This is a genomic window from Clostridioides sp. ES-S-0123-01 (genome assembly GCF_020658415.1).
Lineage (GTDB): Bacteria > Bacillota > Clostridia > Peptostreptococcales > Peptostreptococcaceae > Clostridioides.
Window position 1 is genome coordinate 759,896 of record NZ_JACVWD010000001.1, and the last position, 13,291, is coordinate 773,186.

Consider the following 13,291-nt stretch of genomic DNA (forward strand, 5'->3'; position numbering starts at 1 on the left):
TCTATTTTTAACTCTTTCAAGAATCTCCATATCTAAAGTTTACAAATTTAATTTTATTCTATTTAAGTTTTGACAATGTGAACAATTCAAATTAACTTGAATTTGTTTATACCCTATGAAAACGGCTTGTTTAAGTATACCAGTGCCATCATCTATCATCACTACATTGTCTTTTATCTCTACATGGAAATTATTTTCTTGATTACACCAATAACAATCATACTTCTCATTACTTTTTTCTTCTCGCATGATTTTCGCCTCCTTCAATATAGGTTTCTACATTAAGAGAGGTTTTTCCTTTATATTTTCAATAAAATAAAATATTATAACTAAAACTTCATAGAATCTACTATGCCTTCTATTTTTTCAGATGCTTTTTCTATTGCACTTTGTCTTTCTTCTTCACTAGTTCCAGTTCCATCTACTAATAATTCATCAAATTTTTTGATTCCTATAAATTTCATGATACTTTCCACATAATTTACCCCTTTATTCATAACTGGTTTTAGTACCCATGGTATATGTCCACCTGAAGATTGTATATATACCATACTTCTATCAATATCATTCAGTATTCCTTGTGGTTTATCATCACCTTCAAAAGATATAGTTTTTCCATCTTGAATTATACAATCTATATATTCTTTAAGTGGTGCTGGAAAAGATAAACTCCACATAGGTGCTGCTATTACATATACACTTGCACTCACAAATTGATCACAAAGGCTTCTAATTTTTGCAAGTTCTTTTCTATCCTTATCATCTAATTGCTTAGCGGCTTCTTCGCTGACTATACTATTTCTCTTTTCGAAGTATTGATATTCTAGTCTTGGTATATGCTCTTTATAAAGATCTATTTCTTCAACTTCAAAATCCTTATTTTTTTCTATAAATTTATTGATAAACTTTCTTGCTACAGTTTTACTTGAAGATAAATCTTCTGGTTTTGAATTCACATTTATATATAATAATTTTTTCTTCATAAGCTCACTCCTAAGATTATTTTTATATTATTATTTCACAAAAATAACCATTCTATTCTGTAATTAAATTATAAAGTTAATAGAAATATATTTGTTAAATAATCTTAAAAAGTAAATTGATAGAGTACAGGAATAAAACATAATTTATTATATAATATAATTTTAAATATTTTAAAATTCTAATCAAGAAATTACCTATAGTATTTTAGATAAGATAAGTGTTCCATAAAGTTATGTAAATTCCTCTCAGAGTTTCTAATTTCAATAAAAAATGGTATAGTGCTTTAACACTATACCATTAAAATTATTAAAGTATTTTTTAATACTTCTTCTTCCATTTTGCGCTTCTTCCCCTTGCAACAACCTCTATCTTATCTTGTTTTCTTAGATTATTAAAAACTCTATTTATAGTAGGTTCTGGAATATCAGGACACAAGTCCTTTATATCTTCTTTTGTAAAATATCCTAGAGTAGAATTTATTATTTTTTCTATTCTACTAGTTTTTGTCTGTCTTTTCTTATCAGATACATTTAAACTGTCATCTAACTTCTTATATGCAGTCAATATAGTTTCTAAAAAATATTCAATCCAAGCATTCATATCTGATTTTTCATTCCCTATAGATGACTTCAAATAGTTTAAGTTACTATAGTACTCATATGAACTGTCATCAAATATTTTTCCTAAACTTATATATCTTCCAACTTCATATCCATTTTTGTTTAACAGCAGTAGTATAAGTACTCTTGCCATTTTTATATTACCTTCTTTAAATGGATGTATCAAGATGAAATCTAACACAAATGCAGAAATTAATATTAATATATCAATTTCATCCTCATCTATCAATGTATTATAAGCTTCACATATTTCTTCTACAGCTTTTTCAACCTTATTAACACTTGCATCAACATTTATGAAGTCACTATTTTTTAAATTATATTCAAAGAATCCACTTTCTGATTTATAGCTTCCCCCTCTGGTAGATGAAAATTTATATAAGTATCCATGAAGTTCAAGAATTGTTTGTGAGCTTATTGGTATACTCTCATAAGCACTATTAATAGTTTTTACTACATCTCTGTATTCAACAATACTTAACTCTTCTCTACTTTTAGGTGTGACTTCATTGCTTATTAATTTTTCTAAATTAAAAGTATTACTTTCTTTTTGATTTCCAATATATGTAGATTCTGAACAATCTACTAAAGATTTTTTTTCTAGACTTTCTAAAATTTCTTTTGGTTGTTTTTTGTAAAGCAGTTGTCTACCCTTATACTCATTTATCTTAGACAACATTTTAGCTACATTCATGTTTACATACATATTTTTTAATTTGCTTTTTTTTGTAAATTCCATAAAATCACTCCATAATTAGAATTTCTCTTCTTTTTGACAGCGGTTTTATTTTATCATATAATTGTATTTTTTACAATTTTTTACTTATTTATCTGAAATTATACTTTTTATTCAGTTGTTATTTCACTTAAACGTTCACTTTTAGGTGTATATCTTTTCAACTCTCTAAATACTACTACACCTGTAATTACTGTGGCTATAAAGTCAGATACTGGTTGAGCTGTCCATACACCCTTTAAACCTAAGAATGTAGGAAGAATTATTACTGCTGGTATCAATAAAATTACCTGTCTTAGAAGACTTAATAACATTGCCATTTTTGCTTTACCTATAGATTGTATAAAGTTTGTTCCTGTAATTGATAAACCTACAATTGGTAACATAAGTAGGTATATTTTTAAACCATCTACAGATATACTCATAAGCTCAGGGTCTTTATTAAATATCCCTATAATTGCCTCTGGGAAAAGCATAATTACTACCATACCCATGCATAAAATTATAGTAGCTACTACTAATGAACCTAAGTATGCTTTTTTAACTCTATCGTATTTTTCAGCCCCATAGTTAAAACCTATAATGGGTTGCGCTCCCTGATTTATTCCAAAGATAGGCATTAAAAATACCATTGCTATAGAAGAAATTGTAGCCATAGCTCCTATAGCTAAATCTCCACCATGAGTTTTAAGTGCAATATTTGATATTACTTGAACTAAGCTTGCTGCAAGTTGCATAGCAAATGGTGACATTCCTATTGCAAATACTGCACCTACTAATCTTTTATCTAATTTTAAATGAGATTTACTGAATTTTAAATTTGATTTTCCACTTATATAGTAGCCTATAGTTAAAATAGCTGTAAGAGCTTGAGAAGTTACTGTAGCAATTGCAGCTCCTTGTATTCCCATATTGAATCCAAATATTAACATCCAATCTAAAACTATATTAGTTAGGCATCCTATTATCATTATTCCTGCTGAAATCTTAGGGCTACCGTCAGCTCTTATTGAGTGATTTAAAGAAAAGGATAGAAGATTTACTATTGTTCCTAATAAGATGATATTTATATATGTCTTTGCATATATTAATGTATTTTCACTTGCTCCAAATAATGTAAGTATTTTATTTGCAAATAATATCCCAAGTACCATTATTATAATTCCTGTAACTACAGCTAATGTCATTGCATTTCCTATAAGTTTCCTTGCATCTTCTACTTTACCTTGCCCAAGTTTTATCGATATAGTTGTCGTTGTTCCTATTCCTATCAACATACCAAATGCAAGTATTATTGTCATTATTGGCATCGTAACACCAAGACCTGTTATTGCAAGTGGTCCAACCCCTGGTATGTTCCCAATAAAAATTCTGTCTACCACATTATATAGACTATTTACCAGCATACCTATTATTGCCGGTATAGAGTATTTCAGTAGTAATTTACTGATTCGTTCCGTTCCTAATAATTGTTGATTATCCATCAAGTCTCCTCCTTCTTCTAATATTTAATTTTCCACATATTACAAGGGAGGTGCATATGCCCTCCCTTAATATTAACTACTTTTTAAATATTAATTTTCTATAATATATATTATATACCACTTTAATCAAAAAACCAAACTTTTCTAATATAAAATTTCTTTAGTAAATGAAAATAAAGTGAATATATACATGAGAGCACTAATAATATACCCCAATTTTTTAAGTTAAAACTATTGTTTAGTACACTATTTAAAAAGAGTAAAGAAAATATGCTATTTACAATAGCTATGATAAAAGGTACAAAAAATAGTATACCTATCTCTATACTAACAATCTTATTCACATTTTTAAAAGATAGACCTATTTTTGATAGATTGTTGTACTTAACCTTATCAAAAGGTTCATCTGTGTATAGTCTAAAATACAAAAAACTAAGAACTGCCATAAACAGAATAACACCTATGAAAATACCCATAAATTGAAGAATTTTACTTTGTTGTAACTCAGCTAAATACATATCTGGTAAGGTTAAAAAATATGACTTCATATCATTTCTATCTAGATTAAAATATTTTTCTTTTAATGCTTCAGTTATATCAGCACTATTTTGCCAGTTTTCATAATCAAATCCATGAAAGTTTATTTTTGAAAACTTACTTTGTATATTATTATATAAATTATCATGTATAACTATAATTTTACTAAACATACCTGTAGGAAAAATTATCCTATCTGTTGATTCTTTTATCTTTATGTTTACATTTTTTATCTTATAAGCTTTAATTTCTTTTAAAGAATTTATATGCTCTTTAGAATTATATCTAGGAACTATAATGCCCTCATCTATCTTTAGATTAATTTTATCTAATCCCAATTGTTTTGATAATTTATTATAGTTACTCATACTTAATAATACTTCATTATTATATTCAAGCATAGGAAAACTTAATTCCTTATAATCATATTCTTTTATTGTGTTTCTAATTTCTTCTAAGTCTTCATATTTTTTGTTATTATTGTCTTCTGAGAAATATGAGTAAACCATTGGAAAATTATTTTTAGAGGATTTACCTTGTGAAGTTACAAGCGTTAAAGTTGTTGTAAATGCTACTAAAGTACCAGATAAAAGTATTGTCATTAAAAACAATAATCGAGAATTATCTTTCATCTTATATACTAAATTACCTATAAGCAACATATTTATTTTGTTTTTATAAAACTTCTCTCTATTTTTCATATGCTTTAATATTAAAATGGTAAACTGAGAAAAAAATAAAAACATTCCTAGAGTAATCAACAGCGCTATCATGTACATATCACCATTTATATTTAACTTATTACCAAATAGTATCATAGCATATCCTGTCATAAGACATGATATACCAAGTATTCCAAATAATTTTGAAGGTTTTATATCTTTTTTAGGTTTCTTTGTGCCTACTAAAAGTTCAAAAATATTATTTTTGTTTAACAATTTTAAGCTAAGTGGTCCTGTTATCAAAAATAATAACATAAAAGATATAATTGTCATTAGTATCGCTTTTATTGGAAAGTAACTTTCTGTCAAGTTCATATAAAATATTTTACCTAAATACAATAAAAATAACTTAGAAATAGATAGCCCTAAAAGTATTCCTAACATTATTGCTAATAATCCTATTATTAAATTTTCAATCAATATCAATCTTTTCAATTGTTTATCACTCATTCCAATTATTATCATAACTCCAAAATCTCTTAATCTAGATTTTAAGAAATTTCCTAAGGAATATAATATAAAAAGCAGACTAAATCCTAATATTATTAATTCTGAAATCATAAGAGCCATAAATGCAGTAGAACCACTTTGGATTCCAGAATCCGTTATAATTGGATGAAACATAGATACTGCAAATACAAAAAATATCATTATAGAGAAAATTGAGCTTAAAAAATACGCTAAATATGCTCTAAAATTTCTAATTATATTATTATAAGCAAATCTTCCAAAAGTCACTACCTTACACCTCCTATTTGAGACAAGACAGATAGTATTTTATTGTAAAAAGAACTATTCGTGCCTGATTTCTTTATCTCTGTATATATGCATCCATCCTTTATAAAAACAACTCTATCTGAATGGCTTGCACTATATGCTTCATGAGTTACCATAAGTGTAGTTACATTTTGTTCTTTGTTTATCTTGGCAAATAACTCTAAAACATCATCAGTGGATTTCGAATCAAGATTCCCTGTTGGTTCATCTGCAAGAAGTAATGATGGGTTATTTATAATTGCTCTAGCAATTGCACATCTTTGAGCTTGTCCTCCTGAAATCTCATAAGTTCTTCTATCTAAAATTTTATCAATACCTAAAAATTCAGATATATTTTTAGTTTCCCTGTTCATTTTTTTAACATTTCTACCATCTAGTGTAAGTGGCAACATTATATTTTCACCAACTGTCAAAGTATCAATCAAATTAAAATTCTGAAATACAAAACCAAGTTGTTTTCTTCTAAATTCAGCTAATTTTTCTCCTTCTAATTTACTTGTATCCTGTCCATTTAATATAACTTGGCCTTCACTCTGCTTATCAATTGTAGATATTATATTTAAGAGAGTAGATTTGCCACTTCCAGATGGACCCATAACAGCTACAAATTCGCCCTTTTCTATACTTAAATTAATACTATCTAATGCTTTATATGGAACTTTTCCATAATATGTTTTTGATATATTTTTAATACTTAATATGTTCATTTTATATTCTCCATTACTTTTTTATTTTCACTACAGTAATATATTATCGTGAATATCCCATTTTAACCATAAAAATACCCTAACAATTAACTTACATATTTGTAAGTTAATTGTTAGGGTATCAACAAACTAATTAGTATTAATAATTAATTCAACTAAAATTTTAGAAGCTTTTCAAATTCACTAAGTACCATCGGTTTAGCAAATAAATAACCTTGAACCTTATCGCATCCTATTTCTTTTAAAAACTCTACTTGCTCATTGGTTTCTACACCTTCACATATAACTTTAATATTAATCGCTTTTGACATTTCTACTATCTTAGAGATAATAATTTTTCCACGTTTTGTATCTGTTGTTTCAATTAGAAAGCCTCTATCTAATTTTAAAATATCAAAAGGAAGGTCCTTTAATAGATTCAAGGATGAATATCCTGAGCCAAAATCATCCATTGATATAAGAAATCCTATCTTTTTAAGCCTCTTAATTATATCAATCAATATATTTAAATTATCAAATACAACACTTTCTGTTAATTCAAGTTCTATAAACTTAGGAGATATATTATACTTATTTATCAATTCAGTAATATTCTCTATAAAATTATCTCTATGTAAATGAACTCTAGATATATTCACTGAGATTGGCACAGGGTTATAACCTTTGTTTAGCCACTTTCTCAAGGTCTTACATACTTCTTCAAATACAAACATATCAATATTTACAATGAAACCATTTCTTTCAAATAAAGGTACAAAATCTACGGGTGAAATAAATCCTATATCTGGATTGTTCCATCTTATTAGAGCTTCTGCTCCTTCAATTTCATTTCCATCATTTAAACTATATTTTGGTTGGTAATATACTACAAACTCGCCTTTTTCCAAAGCTTTATTCATATTATCCTCCAATTTCTTTTCTCTATATAATCGATTTCTTGTATCTTCATTGAAAAATGAATATGAATGCTCATACTTATCTTTTTTTGTTTTTGCAGCAATATTCGCTCTATCAATTAACAAGTCAATTTTTTGTATATCATCACTTCTATTTATCTTATATATGCCACTTGACATAACAATTTTATATTGTGAAGAATTACTAGTACTTAAATTGCATATTTCATTATTTATTTTAGCTAGTCTATTTAAAAGGTCAGTATCAGTATTACAAGAAAGCAATAATATAAAGTGGTCATTATCCATTCTGGCACAAAGTTCATATTTGTTTGTATTGTGTTTTAACACATTTGCAATATGTATTAATATCTTATTTCCTTCAGTATAACCAAACATCTCATTTATGTATTTAAATTTATTGACATCCAATTGAACTAAGTAAAAATCATCCTTATAATAATTATGTAAAATATATATAGAATCTTTTTTAAACTTTTCTTTGTTCTTTATTCCACTTAAGGAATCATAGTAAGCTAATTTTTTCAGTTGTTCTATTAGTGTAACATTACTTAATTTCCACAATATCAAAAATATTAATATATAGAAAAATAACTTGATTATAAAATCAATTATCAAGCTTTTAAAGTTCTTAAAGACATCACAACTTGATATTAACGTCCAATCAGTTCCTTCGATACTCGTATATCTTGCACTATATAACTTCCAATTATCCCATGATAAAAAACCACCTTGACGTTTCTCATCTATATTTTTTAAAATTTCATTTTTACTGGACCCTATAATATTTCCTTCTATACTAAACATGTCCGTCTTATTGTGGACATAGTCTTTATTTTGATGAGAAATAATGGCATAATTTTTATCTACCATTAAAAACTTAATAGAATCATCAGAATTACTTCTACTTACTATCTTATTTACATCTTGAAAATAAAAGGAAGCAAAAATAGTTCCAGTTACTTCATTATTTTTTATAATAGGTACACATATAATAAATACTTTATCTCCTGTAACCTTACTAACTGTAATGTCAGAAATCACCATTTTCTTTGTTTCTAATACCTTCTGAAAATGAGTTCGGTCTTTTATTGTCCCAACCCTTTCTCTATATGTACTTGAAGTATTCCCTTGTGCATCAGTTATTCCAAGCATAAAAAGGTTATATTGTTTTTGATAAGGTCTTAATAACTTACCTTTTTCAATTAGAGAAGTTCTGGCATCAGAAAATCTATCGTCTTGACTAAGAGCTTTTAATAAGGATGCATTGACACTTAAATAATTTTCTAATTCTCTTTTTGAGGCTTCAATCATATTTTTAGAAGCAACCTCCATAGAATTACTTGCATATATAATTGTACTTGTAAAATCAATTAAAATTAATAACATCCATAAAATTAATATATACCTAAAAACTAATCCATCAAATATTTTTTCTCTTTTTCTCATATTTAAACACCATTAATTATACTATTGTAATACATACTCAATCGGCTCTTTAATAACTTGTGACATTACTCTATGTGAATAATCCAAAAGTATTCTTTCTTTAAATTTATATGAATCCTTTATACGAGATTCATAATTTAAAACTGGCACATTTAATTTTTCAATTTTATATAGGAAAGGCCTATATTCTAATGATGGGATATTATTTTTTAAGTAATTTATACTTGCTTTATCTAAAATGCTTACATTTTCAATATCTGTTGCACTAATATATGTAACCGTTATACCAAAAATATTCTTTTTAGGTATAAGTTCTAATGTCAAGTCTGATAACTCTGATTCTGCCAACCACACATTATTTCCCCCTTATAAAATCTTTATTCGATATTATTTTACCATAATTAAACAAAATTATGTTACTTAATAGTAAATATTACAATAGTAACTATGGCTTTATTATATAATTTTTCAAAAAAATATACCAAGCTAGAAATTATTCTAACTTGGTATATTTAATTTACAAATTAAGCATTAACTTTTGCTTTTAAATATTCATCTATTGAAGCTGCTGCAGTTTTACCAGCACCCATTGCAGATATTACTGTTGCTGCTCCAGTAACAGCGTCTCCACCTGCAAATACACCTTCTTTAGAAGTTTGACCATTTTCATCTGTTATTAAGCATCTTCTCTTATTTATATCAAGACTCTTTGTTGTAGAAGATATTAATGGATTTGGACTTGTTCCAAGTGACATTATAACTGTATCTACATCAAGTACAAATTCAGAACCTTCTATTTCTATAGGTCTTCTTCTTCCAGAATCATCTGGTTCTCCTAATTCCATTCTTATACAAACCATACCTTTAACATATCCATTTTCATCTACTAAAATTTCTTTAGGATTTGTCAATGTATTAAATATAATTCCTTCTTCTTTTGCATGATGTACTTCTTCAGCTCTCGCTGGAAGCTCTTTTTCACTTCTTCTATAAACTATATATGATTCTGAACCTAATCTTAATGCAGTTCTAGCAGCATCCATAGCAACATTTCCACCACCAACTACAGCAACTTTTTTACCAGAACTAATAGGTGTATCATAATCATCTCTATAAGCTTTCATTAAGTTTACTCTAGTTAAAAACTCATTTGCAGAAAATACTCCATTAGCATTTTCTCCTGGTATGTTCATAAACATAGGAAGACCAGCCCCTGAACCTATGAATATAGCTTCAAATCCTTCATCTTCTATAAGTTCATCTACTGTTATTGTTTTACCAACAATTACATTAGTTTCTATTTTTACACCTAATTTTCTTATATTATCTATTTCAGGTTGAACAACAGCTTGTTTTGGAAGTCTAAATTCAGGTATTCCATAAGTTAAAACTCCCCCTGGTTCATGCATTGCTTCAAATATTGTTACATCATAGCCTTTTTTAGCTAAGTCACCAGCACAAGCAAGACCTGCTGGTCCACTTCCTATTACAGCTACTTTTTGATTTTTCTTAGGTTCTGTGTCAGATAAGTTTATATCATTTTCTTTTGACCAATCTGCTACAAATCTTTCCAATTTTCCTATTGATACTGCGTCTGATTTTATTCCAAGTATACATACGCCTTCACATTGACTTTCTTGTGGACATACTCTACCACAAACAGCAGGTAGTGAACTACTCTTGGCTATTACCTTAGCAGCACCTTCTATATCATCTTCTTTAATTTTTGTTATAAATCCTGGGATATCAATTCCTACTGGACATCCACCTACACATTTTGGTTTTTTACATCCTAGACATCTATTAGCTTCTGCCATAGCTTCTTCTTTATTGTATCCTAAACATACTTCATCAAAGTTTGCTGCTCTTACAGCAGGTTCTTGTTCTCTAACTGGTACTTTTACTTTTTTAGCATCCATTATTTGTTACCTCCACATCCACAATTACTATGATGATGACTATCGCCTTCTTCAAGTTTTAACATAGCTCTTCCTTCTTGAGTTTTATACATAGATTGTCTTCTCATAGCTTGGTCAAAATCAACTAAATGTCCATCAAATTCAGGACCATCTACACATGCAAACTTAGTCTCATTTCCAACACTAACTCTACAACCACCACACATACCTGTTCCATCAATCATTATTGTATTTAAACTTACTATAGTAGGTATGTTTAATTCTTTAGTCAATTGACACATAAATTTCATCATTATCATTGGTCCAATTACTATTGCTTGGTCATATTTTTTGCCTTGATTATCAACCAAATCTTTTAATAAATCTGTAACTCTTCCATCAAATCCATATGTACCATCATCTGTTGATATGTATACATTTTTAGCTACTTTTCTCATATCATCTTCTAATATGATTAATTCTTTAGTTCTTGCACCAATTATTACATCTACATCTAATCCATTATCTTTAAACCATTTAACTTGTGGATACACTGGAGCAGAACCTACTCCACCAGCTACAAATAGGATTTTTTTATTTTTTAATTCTTCTATATCTTCATGTATGAATTCACTTGCTTGTCCTAATGGCCCTACAAAGTCCATTACAAAATCGTTTTCTTCAAACATTGCTAATTTCTTAGTTGAAGCACCAACTGTTTGGAATACGATAGTTACTGTTCCTTTTTCTCTATCATAATCAGCTATTGTAAGAGGAATTCTTTCTCCCTTTTCATCATTTTTAATTATTATAAATTGACCAGGCTGAGAAGATTTTGCAACTCTAGGAGCCTCTATTTCCATCAAATAAATACTATCTGTTAATTGTCTCTTACTAACTATTTTATTACTCATCTCGCTATTCTCCATTCTAACAAATATATTTTTCCCACTTTAAATTTAATTAAAACATAAACACACAAAACTATAACTCTAATTATAATACAATATTAGTTCTTGATTAAATGTTTTGTATTGGACATCCCCCCTGTAAAATAATTATAACTGCCCAAATTACAAATAGTTGATATTAACAAATTACGTTTAAATTCCAACAAATATTAAAATCCATATTATACGTATAATTTGTTATAGATTTAACCTAATACACACTTAAAGTATACTATATTATGCCAAATTTGTAACAAAAATTTTATAAATACATAATAAATTTTTTTTATTCAATTATTTGTTTAATAAATTAACCTAGGTTTTCATAATAACTCAGATTTCTTTAAAAACTAAACATGTATAAGGCTTTAATCTATTGCAATACCAGCTTTTATATAAACTAAAATATACTCTTATTTTATTATATATCTAAAATTTTTAATATTCATTAATTATTTGAATTTTTATATAAAATTTTTATATTTTCTAAAGATTTATTTACTTATGTAATAATTTATAATAATATTAATTTATAAAGTTAATAATTATTATGAATACACATAAAAATAATTAAAAATAGGAGGTTTGTTTTTTGAAAAATATTATTTCTGCAAAAGAACTTATATCTAAATTAGAACATAATGATAATCTAGTTGTTATAGATTGTAGATTTGACCTTATCAATAGAACTTATGGTATTGATTCTTATAAAAAAGGACATATAAAAGGTAGCTTTATCTTGGATATAGACAAGGATTTATCATCTCCTACAAAAGAACATGGCGGTAAAAATCCTTTACAAGACCCTTTTATATTAAAAGAAAAGTTAGAAAAAATGGGTGTTGATAATTACACTACAATTGTAGCTTATGATGATGGAGATTTAAATGGTGCTTGTAGACTATTCTTCCAATTAAAACACTTAGGTCTTGAAAATGTCTATGTATTAGATGGTGGAATAACAGCTTTTGTAAAAGAAGGTGGAGAATTAGAAGAAAAAATAAATATTCCAAACTGTACAGACAAAAAAATTAAGCCTAATGTAAATGACAGTTTAGTTGTTCCAGTGGAATATGTTAAGTCTAAATTATATGACAAAAATACTGTGATTATAGATTGTCGTGCTAATGAAAGATACCAAGGTTTAGTTGAACCTGCATATTCAAAAGCTGGCCATATACCTAGTGCAAAAAATTACTTTTGCAAGGATTTAATAAAAGGTGATTTTGAAAATGGCTCACTTAAAGATACTGAATTTTTAAAAGACTTCTTTAAGGATTTAAACAATTATGAAGAAATAATTTTGTCTTGTGGTTCAGGAATATCTGCTTGTGTTAACAGCCTTGCACTTAGAGAACTTAATATGCCCCATAAGATTTATGTTGGTAGCTTTAGTGACTGGATTAGCTATGATGACAACGAAGTTAAAACTGGACAAGAATAAAGTTAATAATAAATAAATCTAGCATATTATATATCTTAGTTTTTTATAAAGGCGTTAGTCATTGTA

At 27.3% G+C, this 13,291-nt stretch carries 11 protein-coding genes; 1 reads left to right on the forward strand and 10 read right to left on the reverse strand.

Features of this window, described 5'->3' with window-relative positions; translation table 11 throughout:
- Positions 1–39: 39 nt before the first annotated feature.
- From IC175_RS03480 to IC175_RS03525, 10 genes are all read right to left on the reverse strand, one after another.
- Entirely contained in the window at positions 40–249 is a 210-nt protein-coding gene (locus tag IC175_RS03480; protein WP_227432931.1) for a hypothetical protein, read from the reverse strand.
- A gap of 80 nt (positions 250–329) precedes the next feature.
- A complete protein-coding gene (locus tag IC175_RS03485; RefSeq protein WP_227432929.1) occupies positions 330–983 on the reverse strand; it encodes an FMN-dependent NADH-azoreductase in 654 nt (217 codons plus the stop codon).
- Between the two features lie 319 nt (positions 984–1,302).
- Positions 1,303–2,343 carry a Fic family protein gene (locus IC175_RS03490; RefSeq protein WP_227823746.1) on the reverse strand — a complete coding sequence of 347 codons (1,041 nt, stop codon included), beginning with the start codon at positions 2,341–2,343 and terminating at the stop codon, positions 1,303–1,305.
- A 107-nt stretch (positions 2,344–2,450) separates the two neighbouring features.
- Entirely contained in the window at positions 2,451–3,824 is a 1,374-nt protein-coding gene (locus IC175_RS03495) for an MATE family efflux transporter (protein ID WP_227482349.1), read from the reverse strand.
- Between the two features lie 122 nt (positions 3,825–3,946).
- On the reverse strand, positions 3,947–5,821 hold the full coding sequence (locus IC175_RS03500; RefSeq protein ID WP_227851107.1) for an ABC transporter permease: 1,875 nt from the start codon (positions 5,819–5,821) through the stop codon (positions 3,947–3,949).
- Positions 5,821–6,567: an ABC transporter ATP-binding protein gene (locus tag IC175_RS03505; protein WP_227823745.1), complete on the reverse strand. Its 747-nt coding sequence runs from the start codon at positions 6,565–6,567 to the stop codon at positions 5,821–5,823. Before IC175_RS03505 ends, IC175_RS03500 begins: the two co-directional genes overlap by 1 nt.
- Positions 6,568–6,722: 155 nt before the next feature.
- A complete protein-coding gene (locus IC175_RS03510; RefSeq protein ID WP_227432924.1) occupies positions 6,723–8,933 on the reverse strand; it encodes an EAL domain-containing protein in 2,211 nt (736 codons plus the stop codon).
- Between the two features lie 21 nt (positions 8,934–8,954).
- On the reverse strand, positions 8,955–9,287 hold the full coding sequence (locus IC175_RS03515) for a hypothetical protein (RefSeq protein WP_227432923.1): 333 nt from the start codon (positions 9,285–9,287) through the stop codon (positions 8,955–8,957).
- 170 nt (positions 9,288–9,457) lie between these two features.
- Complete coding sequence (gene gltA, locus IC175_RS03520; RefSeq protein WP_227823744.1) at positions 9,458–10,852, reverse strand: NADPH-dependent glutamate synthase; 1,395 nt, start codon at positions 10,850–10,852, stop codon at positions 9,458–9,460.
- Positions 10,852–11,745, reverse strand: coding sequence for a sulfide/dihydroorotate dehydrogenase-like FAD/NAD-binding protein (locus IC175_RS03525; RefSeq protein ID WP_227432921.1), 894 nt, complete (start codon positions 11,743–11,745; stop codon positions 10,852–10,854). Before IC175_RS03525 ends, gltA begins: the two co-directional genes overlap by 1 nt.
- A gap of 628 nt (positions 11,746–12,373) precedes the next feature.
- Here IC175_RS03525 and IC175_RS03530 point away from each other — a divergent pair.
- Positions 12,374–13,225, forward strand: coding sequence for a sulfurtransferase (locus IC175_RS03530; protein ID WP_227851108.1), 852 nt, complete (start codon positions 12,374–12,376; stop codon positions 13,223–13,225).
- Positions 13,226–13,291: the final 66 nt, after the last annotated feature.

Coding starts and splice junctions, on each gene's coding strand:
- IC175_RS03480 (WP_227432931.1), bottom strand. CDS start 249: ATGCGAGAAGAAAAAAGTAATGAGAAGTATGATTGTTATTGGTGTAAT.
- IC175_RS03485 (WP_227432929.1), bottom strand. CDS start 983: ATGAAGAAAAAATTATTATATATAAATGTGAATTCAAAACCAGAAGAT.
- IC175_RS03490 (WP_227823746.1), bottom strand. CDS start 2,343: ATGGAATTTACAAAAAAAAGCAAATTAAAAAATATGTATGTAAACATG.
- IC175_RS03495 (WP_227482349.1), bottom strand. CDS start 3,824: ATGGATAATCAACAATTATTAGGAACGGAACGAATCAGTAAATTACTA.
- IC175_RS03505 (WP_227823745.1), bottom strand. CDS start 6,567: ATGAACATATTAAGTATTAAAAATATATCAAAAACATATTATGGAAAA.
- IC175_RS03510 (WP_227432924.1), bottom strand. CDS start 8,933: ATGAGAAAAAGAGAAAAAATATTTGATGGATTAGTTTTTAGGTATATA.
- gltA (WP_227823744.1), bottom strand. CDS start 10,852: ATGGATGCTAAAAAAGTAAAAGTACCAGTTAGAGAACAAGAACCTGCT.
- IC175_RS03525 (WP_227432921.1), bottom strand. CDS start 11,745: ATGAGTAATAAAATAGTTAGTAAGAGACAATTAACAGATAGTATTTAT.